Origin of the sequence: Micromonospora sp. A200 (assembly GCF_029893845.1) — a bacterium.
GTDB lineage: Bacteria > Actinomycetota > Actinomycetes > Mycobacteriales > Micromonosporaceae > Micromonospora > Micromonospora purpureochromogenes.
In genome coordinates this window covers 26,051-42,319 of the sequence record NZ_JARXXY010000046.1, presented here as the reverse complement: position 1 = coordinate 42,319, position 16,269 = coordinate 26,051, and the positions used below count along the sequence as shown (strand labels likewise).

Annotated in this window: 18 protein-coding genes; 9 read left to right on the top strand and 9 right to left on the bottom strand. The window is 67.4% G+C overall.

Annotated elements, in window-relative coordinates:
- The coding region (locus M2302_RS29555; RefSeq protein WP_280841100.1) for a hypothetical protein at nucleotides 1–672 on the top strand (672 nt) is incomplete at its 5' end.
- Between the two features lie 331 nt (nucleotides 673–1,003).
- Here M2302_RS29555 and M2302_RS29550 read toward each other — a convergent pair.
- A complete protein-coding gene (locus M2302_RS29550; protein WP_280841099.1) occupies nucleotides 1,004–2,104 on the bottom strand; it encodes a hypothetical protein in 1,101 nt (366 codons plus the stop codon).
- Nucleotides 2,105–2,402: 298 nt separating this feature from the next.
- Here M2302_RS29550 and M2302_RS29545 point away from each other — a divergent pair, with 298 nt between their 5' ends.
- From M2302_RS29545 to M2302_RS29535, 3 genes are all read left to right on the top strand, one after another.
- Complete coding sequence (locus M2302_RS29545; RefSeq protein ID WP_280841098.1) at nucleotides 2,403–2,624, top strand: hypothetical protein; 222 nt, start codon at nucleotides 2,403–2,405, stop codon at nucleotides 2,622–2,624.
- Between the two features lie 559 nt (nucleotides 2,625–3,183).
- The gene (locus tag M2302_RS29540) at nucleotides 3,184–3,522 is read left to right on the top strand and encodes a hypothetical protein (RefSeq protein WP_280841097.1); all 339 of its coding nucleotides are present in this window, start codon (nucleotides 3,184–3,186) and stop codon (nucleotides 3,520–3,522) included.
- Nucleotides 3,523–3,843: 321 nt separating this feature from the next.
- The gene (locus M2302_RS29535) at nucleotides 3,844–4,425 is read left to right on the top strand and encodes a hypothetical protein (RefSeq protein WP_280841096.1); all 582 of its coding nucleotides are present in this window, start codon (nucleotides 3,844–3,846) and stop codon (nucleotides 4,423–4,425) included.
- Nucleotides 4,426–4,953: 528 nt separating this feature from the next.
- Here M2302_RS29535 and M2302_RS29530 read toward each other — a convergent pair.
- From M2302_RS29530 to M2302_RS29505, 6 genes are all read right to left on the bottom strand, one after another.
- Entirely contained in the window at nucleotides 4,954–5,601 is a 648-nt protein-coding gene (locus M2302_RS29530) for a 3'-5' exonuclease (protein WP_280841095.1), read from the bottom strand.
- A gap of 19 nt (nucleotides 5,602–5,620) precedes the next feature.
- Nucleotides 5,621–6,868 (bottom strand): hypothetical protein, encoded by a 1,248-nt coding sequence (locus tag M2302_RS29525; RefSeq protein WP_280841094.1) that lies wholly within the window; start codon nucleotides 6,866–6,868, stop codon nucleotides 5,621–5,623.
- A gap of 11 nt (nucleotides 6,869–6,879) precedes the next feature.
- A complete protein-coding gene (locus M2302_RS29520) occupies nucleotides 6,880–7,389 on the bottom strand; it encodes a nucleoside-diphosphate kinase (RefSeq protein WP_280841093.1) in 510 nt (169 codons plus the stop codon).
- Nucleotides 7,386–8,408, bottom strand: coding sequence for a thymidylate synthase (locus tag M2302_RS29515; RefSeq protein WP_280841092.1), 1,023 nt, complete (start codon nucleotides 8,406–8,408; stop codon nucleotides 7,386–7,388). The genes M2302_RS29520 and M2302_RS29515 overlap by 4 nt, the downstream gene beginning before the upstream one ends.
- Nucleotides 8,409–8,419: 11 nt before the next feature.
- The gene (locus M2302_RS29510) at nucleotides 8,420–9,451 is read right to left on the bottom strand and encodes a hypothetical protein (protein WP_280841102.1); all 1,032 of its coding nucleotides are present in this window, start codon (nucleotides 9,449–9,451) and stop codon (nucleotides 8,420–8,422) included.
- 411 nt (nucleotides 9,452–9,862) lie between these two features.
- A complete protein-coding gene (locus M2302_RS29505) occupies nucleotides 9,863–10,105 on the bottom strand; it encodes a hypothetical protein (protein ID WP_280841091.1) in 243 nt (80 codons plus the stop codon).
- Nucleotides 10,106–10,384: 279 nt separating this feature from the next.
- Between M2302_RS29505 and M2302_RS29500 the strand changes: the two genes are divergently transcribed.
- On the top strand, nucleotides 10,385–11,452 hold the full coding sequence (locus M2302_RS29500) for a helix-turn-helix transcriptional regulator (RefSeq protein ID WP_280841090.1): 1,068 nt from the start codon (nucleotides 10,385–10,387) through the stop codon (nucleotides 11,450–11,452).
- A 284-nt stretch (nucleotides 11,453–11,736) separates the two neighbouring features.
- Here the strand turns inward: M2302_RS29500 and M2302_RS29495 are convergent, their stop codons facing one another.
- Complete coding sequence (locus M2302_RS29495) at nucleotides 11,737–12,612, bottom strand: alpha/beta hydrolase (protein ID WP_280841089.1); 876 nt, start codon at nucleotides 12,610–12,612, stop codon at nucleotides 11,737–11,739.
- A gap of 602 nt (nucleotides 12,613–13,214) precedes the next feature.
- On the opposite strand from M2302_RS29495, the gene M2302_RS29490 reads away from it, so the two are divergent.
- From M2302_RS29490 to M2302_RS29480, 3 genes are all read left to right on the top strand, one after another.
- Nucleotides 13,215–13,847 (top strand): hypothetical protein, encoded by a 633-nt coding sequence (locus tag M2302_RS29490; RefSeq protein WP_280841088.1) that lies wholly within the window; start codon nucleotides 13,215–13,217, stop codon nucleotides 13,845–13,847.
- An 11-nt stretch (nucleotides 13,848–13,858) separates the two neighbouring features.
- Entirely contained in the window at nucleotides 13,859–14,176 is a 318-nt protein-coding gene (locus M2302_RS29485; RefSeq protein ID WP_280841087.1) for a hypothetical protein, read from the top strand.
- Nucleotides 14,177–14,243: 67 nt separating this feature from the next.
- Nucleotides 14,244–14,948 carry a hypothetical protein gene (locus M2302_RS29480; protein WP_280841086.1) on the top strand — a complete coding sequence of 235 codons (705 nt, stop codon included), beginning with the start codon at nucleotides 14,244–14,246 and terminating at the stop codon, nucleotides 14,946–14,948.
- 151 nt (nucleotides 14,949–15,099) lie between these two features.
- Here the strand turns inward: M2302_RS29480 and M2302_RS29475 are convergent, their stop codons facing one another.
- The gene (locus M2302_RS29475) at nucleotides 15,100–15,777 is read right to left on the bottom strand and encodes a hypothetical protein (RefSeq protein ID WP_280841085.1); all 678 of its coding nucleotides are present in this window, start codon (nucleotides 15,775–15,777) and stop codon (nucleotides 15,100–15,102) included.
- A 17-nt stretch (nucleotides 15,778–15,794) separates the two neighbouring features.
- Between M2302_RS29475 and M2302_RS29470 the strand changes: the two genes are divergently transcribed.
- Complete coding sequence (locus M2302_RS29470; RefSeq protein WP_280841084.1) at nucleotides 15,795–16,052, top strand: transcriptional regulator; 258 nt, start codon at nucleotides 15,795–15,797, stop codon at nucleotides 16,050–16,052.
- Nucleotides 16,053–16,269: the final 217 nt, after the last annotated feature.

Below are 16,269 nucleotides of genomic sequence, written 5' to 3'. Positions count from 1 at the left end.
ACGCCTGCCCGAGACCCGCTGCCGGAACCGGAAAAATCAACGTCAGAGGGTCAAAACCCGAGCCTTGACCGGCCCCGCTCCTTCATGGATGACACCGCGGAGCTGAGTCGGGTCGCGCAGCTAGCTGGTTCTTTGGATGATCATCTGAACACTCGCCGTCTAAGGGATTGGCAAATCGCTGCGTTCTGGCACGCCGTTGACCGGTTGCTTCACGTCAGCTATCACACGACCACCCGCGAGATGTCCGACAGTCGGCGTGAATTCCTGCCTTACATGGACCCGACAGATGCAACCGTCCAGCTCACAGCTGCCCTCGAAGGCTTGTTTGATGACGAGGGCAGCCATGACGACGTGACGCGACGTCTCGCTCAACGAGTTGCGATCCTCGCCGCAACCGAGACGGATGATCGTCGCCAGTTAAGAGACAGGGTCATTCGTCATTATCGGATTCGCTCGGCCCGAGCCCACGGGCGACTGAAGCCTCCGCAAGGCGTAGACCTGGTTGACCTCCGTCGCTTGGTGCGTGCCGCCGTCTTGGGGTGGGTCGCACTCGCTCCCATGTTCGTCACCAAGGGCTCGATGGCCAAGGCGCTGGATGACGCCCTAGTCTCGCCAGATTCCGTCGGTCGCGAGGTCATGTCCCACATAGCCAGCTTCCGGCCAAGTACATAGGAGTCGCCAGCAGGAAGGGGTTGTTGGCAGCGAACTTGCCCCGGCCTGAGTGCACGGACCGGCCCGGATGGAGGGTGCAGTGCTTGAAAGGCGGAGAGCCCGGGCTTTGAGGAGCAGCCAACTGAGCAGCCAAACCGGCGAGCTTGAGCGGACGACGGCGGATCGGGGCGCCAGGTTGCGCAGGAGGACCGGGCGGTGGACCAGCCCGGCGGGGCCGACTCGTATTGCGTAGATCCCTAGCCGGGGTTGGCAGGCGGTGTGCGGGGAGGCGCACCGTCCATCGACGCCGAAGGGCGCGGCTAGTGATGACGCCGAGGCGGCTCAACCTTCCTCAGGATTGTTGAGCCGGCGCCTGCACCCCTACCAGAACGGCATGTCCTGATTGCAGGCTCTCTTGAATAGCTGTCTGTACAAGGGCACTGCCTCCTCCGCGGCTGCCGATCCAGCCGTCGCGGACCAGATCTACGAACATGGTGTTGTTGAAGTAGCGGTCCACGTTGGTGTAACTGATGCGGGTTCCCCCGCGCGGACCCTTGCAGTTCTGAAGCAAATGATCGAAATGCTCCCGGGCAAAGTACATGCCCCCGATGAGCTTTGATGGGTCCTTGACCACGGGTTTTGGGTCGCAAAGCTTAAGCCAGCATGGCGTTGCCAACAGGCGAAAGTCGCCGTCCTGCACTGCGCACGCTTCGTCTACCGCGCGCATGCGCTGCAGTTCGGCCTCGATATTCGCGTCAGGGCGATAAGTCAGCTGACGCTCATGCCCCTCGCCCTCTGGTCTCATCTTCTTGTACTGAACTAGCACAAAGGCGTCGAAATGCTCATTCCAGTACACCACGTCAACGCCAAGTGTCTTTTCCACCGAAGTGCGGTTGGCGTTCATCACGAAGAGTCTGCGTTGCCCGTCGGTAAACGACCGCCAGGCCACGTCCGATGTCGGCAGCTGTGACCATGGCTGAAATACCTCCATGTCGTGGGCGATCAGCAAATCTTCGATCGTGTCACGCTGTGGAATTCCTTCCAGGAATGGCACGCCGACGGGAGGAACGGACCACGAGCGGACTGGTCGCCGCCCAATGCCTGCGATGTCCAGCAGCAGCCCCAAGCCGTCACGCTGCTCATTTAGCAGCTCGCCCCGCTTGCCGCTGGGAAGAAGCAGCGAGCCCCTTTCGAGGCGATCAAGCAGTCCGGCAAAATCAGGCAGGGCTTGCGTCAGCGCGTCCCGTACTGCAGCGGCGGCACCGGACGGCAGGATGCCCCTACGATTGAGGGCCTCGTGATGCCGTTGGGGCATCAGGCGCTTCAGGGTCGCCAAGGCGACTGGTGGAACCTCCTCGATCTCGGAGACATTCACTATCCGGTCGCGGCTCGTGACTGTCTTGCCGCCCTCAGCCCGACCAATCCACCGGACCTGATCCTCGTCGATGATCACGGCAAGATGGCCTCCGCCACCCTCCCAAGACCCCCGCCGCCAAGCCTCAGAGAACTGCAGTGGTTGGCCGTACGCAGCTTGCCGATCGAGTCGGTCCGCGATGTCGAAGTCGCTCCAGAGAACAGCCACCATGGTCAGAGACTGCATGGCAGATCGAGGGATGCGCATCGTCTGGACGTCTAGATGATCCGCGCTGACAGCAACGCCACCGGACGGCAGCACGCTGACAGACGCCGGCACGGAGGAAGCTCCGAAAGTGCAGTGTTGTCGACGTGTCACCGCCTGCCAGCCGGGAAGTATGAACGTGAACCTGCTCGGCCTGGCCCGCCGTCTCGGTCTCATCGGCCAGGTCGTCGCCGTCGCCGGCGGACTGGTCGCTGTCGGCTTCGGGGTGGCCCTTGCTGCCAACGACTCGTCGGCGCTCCTGATCGGGATCGGCGTGGGCCTCCCTGCCGCCGCAGTCGCCTTCATCGCCGGCTCGGTCCGGCGATTCATCACACGAGCAACCGGCTCCCGCTAGGACTGCGAAGAACGACAGCTTGGGGCAAGCGAGCCGATCAGCCTGCTCACAGAGCGCCTATGATCGGCACGTGCTTCGATGGCGGCCGGGCAAGGTGCGGGTTTCCTACGAGCTACCCCTGTTCGTGCCAGTCGCCATACAAGTTCGCGCTCACGACCTGATCGAGACAGGCAGCTTCCGCCATGCCGTGCGCGTGCTGCGGAGGCAGGCTCAGCTTGATCGATCCGAAGCGTGGGAGGCGGCGTCGCGTCTTCGATCTGGAGAGGTACTTCCGGATTTCCCGATGCCTGGCGGACCTGAATTGGCCAGCCGAGTGCGGGATCTTAGGGACAGGGGACGCCGCAAGGAGGCGATCTTTGCGGTCCGTAGCGAGCGGAACGTTAGCCCGGCGGAGGCTACGTCCTTCGTCGACTCCGCCTAGCGAGGGCGTCGGGCGTGACGATTGCCCGGTAGCGGTGGAGGCAGCAAGGAGGCAGCGAAAGCTGCGGCCTAGGCTGTGAAGCCCTGTCAGCTAACCGCAGGCACCGGGCGAGCTCCAACCTTGCACGAGACTGTCACCGTGGCGCACGACGATGCAGCGGTTGTGAAGATGAACGACCTCTTCGACCCCGAGCCGGCAACCTGGGGCCTGCGTGGTGACCCCTACGTATGGGCAGCCCTTCGGAAGCACCTATCTGGTAAAGACATCCCGGCATCGATCGACGAGGTGGTCGCCCTACTGCACGCGGCGTTCGGTGAGCTCCTGGGTCTTGACCTCGTCACCGAACCGGCGTCGTCGATGTACCGGAAGCAATACGCCCACGGCGGCATGTCCAGTGGGATGATCAATCTCGACGCTTGGCGACAGCGGCTGATCCCATTGCTCACGGAGCGCGCCAGGATGCTGCTGGACGCATGATCGCAGCTAAACCTAGATCCGCCATTGCCGCATCCGGCGACGAATCTGTCGGGCCGGCCGAGAGCAGCGGACCTGCAGCGGCGGCTTGACATCAACCCCTGACATCAACGGTCGCGGCCCAGGCCGGACAGCCTCGTACCGATCTCGCCTACGGGCCGGAGCCGACGGACGTCAGCGGACTCTGCGACTCTGGCCCCAAACGCCTTGTAGGCGAGATGTCGCAGCCCCAGAGGTCGACGAAGGGCTCTACCCTTCAACCAACCCGGGTCTAAGGCCCCGAGGTGATCCCTCGGTCCAGCCTTGAACCGCTGAGGAGACTGCATGGCCGATCGTGAGAATCTTCTGGCCGAGTACTCGTCATGCCAAGCGACCTACCTGCACTACGACGCCTTCCGATGGCAGTCGGGATCGTTTCTCCTAGCCGGCGTGTTCGTCTTCTGGGGCCTGCTTGTCCAACAGCCTCTAGAGCCGGCGGTCGTGGCCGCGGGCGCGATGCTCGCGGCGCTGCTCATGTCTGCCTGGGCGCTCTTCGCCCATCACTACAGGCAGATCTACCTCTACAAGCTTCACCGGCTCAAAGAGATCGAGAAGCTACTCGGCATGGAGCAGCACCGCCGCTTTGATAGGTCGCGCCCCGGCCACTACGTCCTCTTCGGTCCGAGAGGGCATGTCCTCGACGTCTTCGTGTACGTCGTTGTCGCCCTCGGGGGCGCCGGAATTGGGGCCACACGGAACGGATTTTCGCCCCTGCACCTCCTGCCAGCTCCGCTGGTCCTGACAGTTGTCGCGTATGTCGTGATGAACGAGAGAAGGGTGGTTAACCAACTGCGGGTCAGGTCGGCGACGCTTGATCCGGAGCATGCACGGAATGATCAAGAAGAGCCAGCGGCATCGCAGGCATGAAGCCCCAGGTGAAGGGGGCGATGACTCCCGTCAGTGCAGCCCTTTCCTAAACCGTGTGCCGCAGTTCGAATCCTGCCGGGGGCACCAGGTCAGCCGCTCCGCACGCCGACCTCATTGGTTCGGGACGATGGTCCGGTTGTCATTGTCCCGGATGGCGGGCAAATCTGAGGCCGCCACCCGACGAGATCCTCCCCAAGTTGACCTGTCTCTAAAGCTTGATCCAGTACCGCCGTGCGGGCGTCGGCCAGAATCCGCACCTGGCGGGCTTGTTTGTCGCGGGTCCCGGTCGGGCCGTGACGAGATGCACCAGGCCCACGCCATGTACCTGGACGTCCTTCAATGGGCGGCCAGGTGCCGCGAAGTCGAAGTCGATGAACGCGACCGGCTGTCCGTCGCGGAAGACCGTGTGGTTCGGACCGGGGTCGTGATGGCAGCCAACCTCACCAGGGAGGATGGACGCCAACCGGTCCGCGCGAAGTGCGAGGTCGGGGCCGTCCGAGCAGCCGAGCGGGCACCAGCGGGCAGGATTTAGAAAAGGGCGGGCTGACGTGCGGTGGGCTGCTTCTCGGGGTTAAGGGGAAAAGCGGCTTCGGCGAGCAGTTCTTCCAGCGTGGGCGCGGTGGGCCAACGGCGGGTGACGAGCTCGGGCAGCAGTAGCGCCGTCGCGGTGGTGTCCCAGAGCGCGCGGTGTGGCTGCGAGCCGGGTGCGGCCGCGTTGACCCGGCCAGTGAGCCTCAGCTCGTGGATGAGCGCGGTCAAAGCGCGGGAGCGGCCCATCGTCAGCGCCTTCGCGAGGCGCAGGGTGTCGATGAGGCCGGCCGGCCGGAGCGCCGGGAGCTGGCGGTGCAGGAGCCGCCAGTCGACGGAGACGTTGTGGCCGACGAGGTAGCGGGCGTTGATCCGGTCGGCGAGGTGCGGCTCGATGTCGGCGAGGGCGGGGGCGTGGCGCAGCGTGGCGTCGGTGAGCCCGGGTGAGAGCCACGGGCGGGCTGCGATTGGCCGGCCGGGGTTGATCAGGGTGGTGTAGCTGGTGGGCATGTCCGGCAGCCCGGCGACGAGCGGAACGAGCGCGATCTCGAGGATCGCTTCGTCGTCGCGGTCCTGGGCGCCGGTGCCTTCCAGGTCGATGACGACCAGGCTGGCGGTGGTCCAGGGGTCGCTCGGGCTGCCGCTCATGCTTCTCCCCCGTTCTGGGTTAGTCGTCGTCTCCATACTTCACGGCTTCGACGAGTTCCGCCCGGACCGCGGCGAACCTTTCCACCTGGCGCGGATCCACCTCGTGGCCGAGGAGCTGGCGGCCGTGCGCGCCGGGGTAGTGCGGCTGGTTCGCCTCCCAGATTTGGTGGCGCAGGTGGTGTTGGACGGCGTACCGCTTCTGCTCGCCGAGGCCGTGGGTCCACACGTGGCCGGGTTCGACGAGGACGGTGCTGTCGTACCCGAGCATGTCGAGTACGTCCTTGACCTCCTGCTCGGTGGGGTCGCGGTAGTCGTCGATGCAGCGCTGCTTTTGCGTGGCGGGGCAGATGTTGCACAGCTCGTTGACGCCCCAGTGGCCGTTGTAGTCAGCCACGCCGTGGGCGTAGGAGACGCCGCAGCTGGTCTTGCGGAACAGCGGCGTCTTGATGCCGGACGCCTTCCACGCGCCGACGATCAGCTTGTCGATCTCGCGCGGGAGGGTCTTGCGGCGGGCGTAGTCGTCGCCGTACGGCACGTCTACGCCGAGCTGGCGTAGGTAGGCCGCGTTCTCCGGCTTGTGGTAGTAGCCGGTGAACACGGCGGCATCGACGTCGCCGGCGACCTCCAGGACGTGGTCGATGGTTTCGGGGGCGGTGTTCCAGCCGGGGACGATGGGCCGCCAGTACAGCACCACGCCGGTGCGCTTCTTGTGGGCGACCGCGGTGTAGATCGAGTTGATCGTGATGGCGCTCTTCGTGATCGGCTCGACCCGGTCGTCCTGGATGCCGGAGTAGGTGAAGAGCAGGGTCACCTTCAGGTGGCGCAGCGACTCCAGGATCTCCATGTCCTGGCCGGTGACCTTGAACCTGGTGATGATGAGGACCTGGTTGGTGTACCCGCGCTCGTCGAGGGCCCGTAGAACCTGGAACAGGTGAGGTTTCACGCCGGGCAGGAACGGGTCGGTGGCCTTGTTGAACAGCTGGATCGGGGTGACGTGGGGCCGGAACGCTTCGTGTCCGATCAGCAGCTCGATGGCCTCCTGCGTGGGCACCAGCAGCGTCGGGGTCTTGTCGTCGAAGTTTCCCCAGAAGTGGCGGACGCAGTACCCGCAGTCGAGCGGGCAGCCGACGATGTGGTTCAGCGACAGCCCGGACTTGCGGTAGCCGACGATCAGCTGCATGTAGGGGTCGAGGCGGGCCTGCTCAGCGGCCGGCATGAGCTTCAGCTGGCGCGGGCCTGAACTGATCTGGACGGGGACCTGGGTCATCGGGCGCCTCCTCAGGCGGCGGGTGGGCGCAGCAGGTGCGTGCGCTGGGGTCCGTACCAGATGCCGAAGTCCCGTTCGACCACGGCGCTGTGGTCGGAGGTGTGGATGAGGTTGTCGACCAGGCGGCCCTCGGCCACCGCCTTGTCGAGGCTGTCCTTGGCGTAGCGGCCCCGGACGGTGGTGCTGGGGGCGCTGGCCGGGTCGGTCACGCCGACGACGGCGCGTACCCGCTCGGCGGCGTTCTCGCCGTAGCCGAGGGCGACGACGACCCGGTTGCCGATGAAGATGCGCCGCAGCTCGGCGGGCACGTCGCGGCCGAGCTGCTCGGACAGGGGCAGCATGTCGGCGTAGTGGGCGAACACCTGGTCTTCGGTGGGGATCACCGTGTGGGAGTCGACGATGGTCACGAGACCGCGCATCCACTGCAGGACCTCGCTGACGAGGCCGCGGCGGACGCAGTCCGGCTTGAGCAGGATGACGGTCCAGCGGGACCAGTCGACGGCGGCGGTGTCGTCGGTCATGCCCGGCTCCCGGGGAAGGCGGGCACCCGCTCGGGCCACCGGTTGGCCACCAGCCACCAGTGCCCCGGGTGCAGCTCGGCGAGGATGTCCCGGCCGACGGGCTTGCCGGGGTTGTGCACGATCTGTCGGTAGAACTCGAACAGCGCCAGCACCCGCCGCCAGTACGGGTCGACGCGCACGGTGGTCAGCCGGCCGGGGGTGAGCTGGTCGCGGTCGTCGCGCAGCACCTGCTCCCATGCGGCGACCTCCCGGATGGTCTCCCAGCTCGTGGCGGGCATCTGGTCGACCGGGAAGCGGCGGTTCGGCAGCGGTCCGGTCGCCTCGGCCAGCATGGCGTCGACCTTGTCCACGTCCAGCTTGTTGATGTGCATCGAGCCGACGTGGTGGGCGTACCTGCCGATGCCGACGCCGAGGCGGCGGGCGGTGAACTCCTGGATGAAGGTGAAGGCGAACGTGTCGCCCAGCAGGCCGATGACGGCGTCGTTGCCGCGCATGTAGGCCGACATGTGCAGCTGTCCGTTGCGCAGGAGGAATTGCAGGCCGAGGGTGCAGGCCACGTCCGGGTTGGCGGGGTCGACCAGCTCGTCGGGGCGCATGATCACCATGGCGGCGCGCTTGGTGTCCGGGTCGTCGCCGAGCAGCCGCTCGACCCGCTGGAACTGGCTGTGCGCGTCGGGCTGGCCGGGGCGGAACAGGCGGGGCCCGTAGGCGGTGCCGGTGAGCCGGGCGCCGTCGGCGGACAGATTCCGCAGCTGCGGCGCGTAGTAGGAGATCATGTCGACGTCGTCGCGGCCGGTCAGGTACCACAGGGCCTCGGCGTGGTTGAACACGACGTTGGCCTTGCGGGCGGCGAGGTAGACGATCCGGTCGACGGGGTCGGTGACGGTGAAGCTGGTGTTGATGATCTCCAGGGCGTCCTTACCTCGCCCGCAGGTGTCGAAACGGTGCCTGGTGGCGATCTCCCGCAGCACGGCCAGGTACGCCGGCTGGAAGCTGCCGAACTCGGGTCCGAAGACCATGGGCGTCTCCCTCACTCGGGGGTGGACATCAGGTCGGTCATGACCTGCTGGAAGACGGCTGCCTGGCGGGACAGCCGCATCTGGTCGAGGTAGCGCAGGCACTGGTAGATCAGCCCGGCGTGGGTGACGGTCCCGGCGATGCGCTGGAGGTACTCGACCCGCTCGACGACGTCTTTGCCGTTGCCGACGATGAGCTCGTCGGGGACGAAGCGGTGCCCGTCAACGACGTCGGCCGGCATCAGCGGCACGCAGCCGGCGAGGACCGCCTCGAACAGCCGCTGCGTGATGTGGCCGACGGCGGCGTACCGGTCGGGCAGCAGCATCACGGTGGCCAGCCCGCCGCGGTGGATCCGGTCGACCTCGGTGAAAGCGCACCGACCGGTGAAGTTGACGTGCGGCCACGCCTGGGTGCGAGTCCACTTCCCCGCGACACGGTGGCCCACGTGGGCGGCCGGGCCGGCGAAGTACCGGTCGAAGTGCTCGTCGCGGTCGTACTGGTTCCCGACGTACACCAGCGGCGTGGGCCGGTGAAGCTGCGCCAACTCGTAGGCGTCGGCCGCGTCGAGCCGGGAGTCGGGCACCGGGCAGAAAGTGGTGGTCGCGCCCGGCGTGGGTCGGGTGGCGAACTCGCACACCCGCACGTTGGGCAGTGCGCGCAGCGGGTCGTCGGCGGGCAGCCGTCGATCGAGGTCCCAGATGATGGTGGGTACGCCGGCGAGGGTGTAGTGCTCGATCAGCTCGGTCTGTCGGTGCAGGTCGCAGTGGTGACCGGGGCTGCCGCAGGCCGTGGTGTTGCGGGCGGGCAGCGGCCACCGCCACTCGAACATCACGACGTCGAGGTCGGGCAGGCCGCTGTTGAAGTTGTACGCGTCGCGCAGGTCGAGGCCGGCCTCGTCGAGGTCCCGGTTGGCCTGAAGCAGCGTCACGAGATGACCGGCGATCTCCAGCGCGTCTATCAGAGGGGCCCGGTACGAGCGCGAGCCGTCGGGGGTGTCAACGACGCCGGCGCCGAGGAACCCCCAGCAGCTGTAGCCGATCTCCAGTCGCCTCACCGAGGGTCTCCCGTCAGGACGGGCGCCGGCGGCCGGGATCGCCGTCGCAGCACGTCTCGGGCGATGCGCAGTGGCAGGCAGTTGGCCACGCCGCAACGTGGGCACCGACCGCGGGCGTTCGGCCAGTGATAGGTGGCCACGATGCGAGCCAGCAGGACCACCCGCGCGGCCGTCTGCGGCAGTGACAGGCCGACGGCCGTCACGCCGGCTGTCGGGCGGCGGCGTCTGCGACGACCTGGGCGAGGTAGCTCTCGGCCCATTCGTTCTCCTCGCAGGTCCCGGGTGAGGTGCAGGAGATGCACACCCTGGCGTGAGGGCGGCCCCCGGGCATCCGGTGCAGGAGAGCGACCGAGTTGGCCCAGGCCGTGGCGGCGGCAGTGATGGCATGGACGAGGATCCCGCTCACCGGGGCCGCCCCGGCACCCGGTAGAGGGTGCGCTGCCCAAGGGTCATCAGCGGCCCGACCCTCGGGTAAAGGTGGGTCGGCTGCTGCGCCCACGAGGGTCGAGAGCCTCTGCTGGCCGAATGGATCTGTCCGGGCTCGAATTCCTGGCCCGCCGCCTCTTTGGCTTGCGCACCGGTGCCGCGTCGAGGTTGCCACCAAGCGCTGGGCACGCTGAGCACTTTGCCGATCGTCACGCTCACCACCGGCCTCCTTTCCCCGAGAACGCCTGGAATCAGGTCCCGGCGCGCTAGCGAGGGCGGCCTCGGGGCGGGCTGGCAACGCCGGAACAGGATTCGCACGGGCGGGGCCTCCTTCATCGGTTGAAGGGGGCCGCCCCACCGTCTCGCCGAGGCGGCCCCGTGCAGGTCCCGCCGACGGTTCGGGCCACGTCAGCGGTTCCGCATGTCCACAGTCTCGTGAGCGCGGGACTACTCTCGGAAGGCGATCGCGCTTTCACGAGCTTTCAACAGGGGGCCCCGATGGACGACCTCGGCGCGCAGTTGCGGCAGGCTCGTACCGAGGCTGGCGTCACGCTCGCCTCGGTAGCGGCCCGGTCGTGCTACTCGGCATCTCACCTGAGCAACGTCGAGGCTGGGCGACGTGCCGCGACGCCTGACATCGTGCTCGCATACGCGCGGGCGCTCGGGGAGGTAGACATGAACCGGCGGGAAGTGCTCGGCCTGGCGGCCGGCGTCGTCGGACCAGTCGTGGCTGGCGAACTCATCCGAGCGGGCTTCAGTGCCGCACTCGACGGCCGAGGTTCAGACGAGGATTGGCGCGAGCGGGTCGACCAGTACGGCCGGGACTACATGGCCGTCGGCGCCGCCCTACTTCAGGCCCGGCTCGCGAGCGACCTCGTGATCCTTCAGCAGCACCTCGACACGCCCCGCATGTGGTCGCACGCCGCGCGGGCGCTCGTGACCTACGGCAAAACGACGGGGAATCCCGCCGAGGCGATCCGCTGGTATGACCTCGCTGCCACGGCGGCCGACCGGTCCGACGACCTCGGCGTCCGCGTGTGGGTTCGCGGCCGGGCGGCGATCGCGCTCGCGTACGAGGGCGCGGCACTGCCAACGGCGCGCCGGTACGCGGACCAGGCCGTCGGCCTGTCCGACCGACCGTCGCTCGGGCGCGTTCAGGCGCTCATGGCACGGGCGCACGTGGCGGCGGGACGCGGAGACCAGGCCAGCGCTATCGCACTCGACACCGAGGCACGCAGGGCCTTCGATCGGGTCGCCTCCCCCGACGGCGAGGTCTCGGACACGGCGGTACCGCCCTGGCGCATGGCCACCTTCCGCAGCATGCTTTACGCCCGCCTCGGGCTACCCAACCTGGGCCGCGAGGCTCAGGAGGAGGCTGACCGGACGCGACCGGCCGGGCTTCCGCGCTTCGCAACGCATATTGAGCTACACAGGGGCCTGACGATGGCGAAGGCCGGCGACCGGGCCGGCGGCGCCGCGTACGCGCGGCGAGCGTGGGAGGCGCTACCGGCTGAGCGGCGATCGCAGAGTCTTGCGCTGATGCTGCGCGAGGTCGAGCGGGCCTAGTGCGCCGTTGTTGACCATGGTGGTCGTTGACCCGGGTAGCACCGGTGCGCACATAATCGGCACTATGCGTGAGTGTGCCGGCCTGCTGGCGGGCTTCCTCGCTGGGCCCGCGTCGCCCCGGCAAGCTTCTCCATTCCTTGCACTGACGTCGTCTCTTCAGCAGGCAACCAGGGGCCCTCGAGAACGCGGCCGCCCACCCGCACAGGACCACCGCCGCGCCCCAGGGCCGCTGCGGCGTCGGACCTACTTCAGGGCCGGCGGGGCGGCCAGTCGGTCGTCACACGTCACCTCCGGCTCGGAAGCCGGTCGCCGAGCCAGTCGAGCAGAACGTTCTCGTACTGCGCGCTGATGCGGTCCGGGGTCTCGCCCTCGTCGAGGGTGGGCAGGTGGTCGCAACCGGCCAGCCGGGCCGCGCTCAGATCACCGCCGCCGGCGGCCCGGCGCCACGCCGCCATGCTCTCCTCGATGGGCGTCCATCCGTCGGTCTCGCCGTAGCAGAGCAGCACCGGGCAGGACACCGTCGCGAAGACCGGCTCCGGGTCGAAGTCCATGTCAGCCCACGAGCCCGGCTCGGGCAGCTCTCTCGGCAGAAACACCAGTGGGAACCAGGGCCGTTCGACGGCGACGTCCAGCTCCGCCTGAGCGGTCGGGCGGGACACCTCGCCGCGCAGGTACGCCTCCGCGGTACGGCGCAGCCGGCCCACCTCGGCGATGTCGGCCTCGCCGTACCCGTGCCGGCGCAGCTGCTCGGCGGTCGCGTACCGCATCTGCGCGGCGGGACTGACCCCGCTGCACCCGATGAGCACGAGGAAGTCGACCGGGTGCCGGCTGGCGGTGAGCGAAGCCGCCCAGGCCCCCTGGCTGAAACCCCAGAGCCCAACTGGGACGTCCCCCACCTGCCGGCGCAGCAGCTCGAGAGCCTCCGCCGCGTCATCGGCCTGTGCAGTCAGCGGCACATCGCGACCGTCCACCCGGGGGCGTCGGTCGTACCGCAGCACCGCGATCCCGGCCGGTGGCAGCAGCCGGGCCAGGTGCTCGTACAGGAAGTACGACCGCTGGTCGGCATGGGACCCGTGCAACGCCACCAGGCTGCCGCGCGCGGGGCCGGCCGGCAGGTCCAGGATGGCGGGCAACCTCAGCTCACCGACGTGCAGCTCCATGCCGGGCAGTCAAACACGGCCGCGCAGATCCCGTCCGCCCGATCGGGGCGGAAAAGGCGGCTGCCAGGGCCGACATCATCGATCGTTCCATGGCGCCGCGGAGCTTGTTGAGCCAGTTGATGTTCCCTGCCATCTGTAGTACTGGACATAGCCCGCGCCAACACACGTACACACACAAAGGGCCTCGGTGACGCCCTGCTCGCTCACCACCGCCAAAGGCTCGACCGCATCGGCTTGCCGGCCATGGCAGAAGTTCCGCCCGCGTCCCGCCGCCTCTTCAGCCGCAACGGCTATATCTCGCAGACCGAGGTCGTTCTCCCCGGCGGCATCAGGTTCCAGCCGATGACCAGCCCTGGAGCCAGTCCTGCCCGTCCACCGTCCGGCTAGAGCCAGCTCGACGCAGCCCGGCACCCGGATGTCCTCCCTCTGACAACCGCATCCTCGTCTCCTGTCCCAGGGCAGAGGGGTCTGGCATCTACGGAACCCCATGGGTGGGCGTCCTTCACGTACGGTGGGTCGTGCTTCGCCGTGACAGGCGAATCACAGAAAGCGCTCGTTGTGCGAGGACACCCGGGGGACGAATGCGGCGAGACAGACGGAGCGTGCGCCTGTCCCTGGCAAGCCTCGACGTCCTCGGCAGCGACACGGAGCTGCGGGCACAGGCTCAACAGGCCTACCTGAAGACGGACACCCGCCAGGCGCCAGGTACCCACACGGGCCAGGACCGGACCGGATCCATCGCGGTGCTCGTCGACGGGCACCGCGACGTCGAAGACGTGTCCATTTCCCAAGACTGGCGCAGCCAGCTCGGCGTAGGCGGACTCGCTGACGCCCTCTTTCAGGCTTACACCGCAGCGCTGCAGACAGCACTTGAGGCAGCAGCACTACGAGAGTTGCAGACAGACCAGGACACGCCGCCGCCGACGGCCCCGGCATCGGACGCCGGTCAAGATGATCACGTCGACGAGGAGCACCTCTGGCTGCGTCGCACCTGGCGCACGCTGCACGAGATCGATGCGGATCTCCAACGGCTGGCCCACGAGCCGAACGTCGACGCCGAGCAGGCAATGTCCAGCCCGCACGGTTGTCTGACGCTTCGCCTGCGTGGCGGGAGCATCGTCGCCATCACACAGGATGTCGCCCGCATCGCACGCATGGATGTGGGCCAGGTGCAGTTCGAGGCCCGATCCCTGTTTCAGACCTACACACTGGCCCGCGCCCGCAACCGTTCCTGAGGTGTGTACGCATGAACGAACTGAACGTCATCACCGATTCTGTCCGCGCCGAGGGCGGCAAGTGGCTGAAGCTGTCCGACCAGGTCGCCGCGATCAAGAGCGCAGCCGAGCAGCTGCACCTCGACGCATCGGCCTTCTTCATCGGCGACGCGAACGTCCTCATCCACTCGGTCGCCTACCGGGACTTCCACACCTTCATGATCGACATCCTCGGCGGCGCCGTCACCGAGTTCGAGCAGATCGGCGGAGCGCTCCGGCGCGTCGCTGACGAATACGACCGCGCCGACAAGGTAGTCGCCCTCGACCTCAACACGATCTACACCGCCTGACGACGAAGGACACGAACACCCGATGCAGCCTGGAACCTCCGACATCGAGTACGGCGAGCCGTTCAACATGGCATTCGACCAGATCCGCTCGGGCATCGACACCGCCGTCGGCAAGTTCAACGAGATCGTCGACCAGGTCAAAGAGTGGAAGTGGCTCCTCGGACCGGCGGCGCTCTGGTGGATCAAGCACAACCTGGACGCCACCCGCAGCGCTCTGAACGCCGTCCTCGACCACGTCGACCGGGCCCTGGAACATCAACTACCGGTACTCTCGTTGATCAATACCAGCTTCCGCTGGGTCAACGACGTGAAGAGGCCCGTCTCCGACCTATCATTCGTCACCACGGAACCAGTCGACGAGAACCTGGCCAAGTGGACCGGCGACGCGGCGAGCGCCTACAACGCCAAGGCCGTCAAACAGAAGGCCGCCATCGACGAATCCGTGCTGAAGTCAGAGTTCATCAGCCAGTGGCTGTTCAAGATCGCCAAGGCGAACGTCGACTACGCCGTCGAACTAGCCAAGATCGTCACAGGCCTCGCCGGCAAGCTGGTGCAGGCCGCGACCGAGGCAACCACCGTGATCGACCTGCCCTGGGCCATCTCCACCCTCGCAGAGTCCGTCGGCGACTCCGTGACCGCCGGCCTGAACACCCTGCTCACCATCGGGCAACGGTTCGTAGACGCGTTGGGCAACGTGCGGGACATCGCCACCCAGGTCGGGGACTATTCGAAGCTGCCGGGAGGACAGTGGCCGCAAGCCGTGCGCGGCTGAGCGGCAACCCACCCCTCCGGTATGGGCGCCAATCTCCGCCCGCCTCCAGGATGGCGGGGCCGGCGGAGGATAAGGCTCCTGGCCGGGCGGTGGCATCGACACCCGCCGTGCCCGACACGCACCCTGCCGGCCGGCGCGCAGGCCCGCGGCATCATGCGGTGGGCACGGACGCCTGGGTCGCCTTGAGGAAGGTCAGGGATTTTCCGGCCAGCGTCTGCGTGGGCGTGTAGGAAGCAGCACCCACGGCCAGCCACACCTTCACCACCAGATTGCCGCTGCGGGCGTGCACCATGTACTCGGCATACCGGAACCCCGGCTCAGACCGCTTCGTGAACGCCTCCGCCTCCTCCCCCACGTTCGCCACCGCTCCCACCGACGTCATGCCCGTCGCCTGCCGGGTACCCCGGTAAAGCAGGCGAGCCTCGCCCTCAGACGCGGGAGTGGACGCCTCCACCCGCAGGTTCGCCTGATAACCCGCCTTGGTGCGCATCTCGAACAGGCACGCCGCCCCCGGCCGTCCGGCAGGCGGCTTCGGGTCGGTTCGCGTCACCGTCACACCAAGGTCCGCCAGCGGCCCAAGATCTGTACGCGCACACAAGTCCACGTTGACCGCCGTGTAGGAGAGCCTGCGGGCCGAAGTGGAGGCGCTGGGAACACCGGTAGATACCTGCGCCTCTGCCGACGGAGCAGCGGTCGGGGGGTCCGCGCCGACGTCGCAGCCGGAGACCGCGAAGACGACGAGTGCAGCGAGCAGGCAGGGAACACGGGGCGACACCAGCACGACCACGAACATACCCGCTGTCATCGGCCGGAACTGTCCGTGCAACAAGCGGCTATGGTGCCGGCATGAGCGCCCGTGAAGCCCTCGAACAGATCACGCGCACCCGCACCGTCACCGCCAGCGCCATCCTCGGCAACCACGCCGACCTGCGCGCGTATCCCTACCGGCTCCTGTCCATCGTCTCCCACCACGGAATCGGCGGCGATCAGGTCACCCAGGCGGTGGCTGCGGCAGAAGTGCTCGAGAAGTTCGGGTGGGAACTCGTCACCGTCTCCGAGTTCGCCAGCAGCAGGATCGTCTACGCCATCATGCGCCGCCGGTGACTGAATCCGGCTCCCACAGCAACGGCGCCACGAACGTCATGCCGCTGGTGGTCGCCGACGTCGCGGGGAGCGGGCTGCTCCCAATCTGCTCCCAATTTGAGGGGCAGACGGCAAAAAGCCCGTTACCGGGTATTCCAGCGACGGGCTTCTGACCTGCAAATATTCACGGTGGGCGATACTGGGATCGAACCAGTGACCTCTTCGGTGTGAAGCAGGA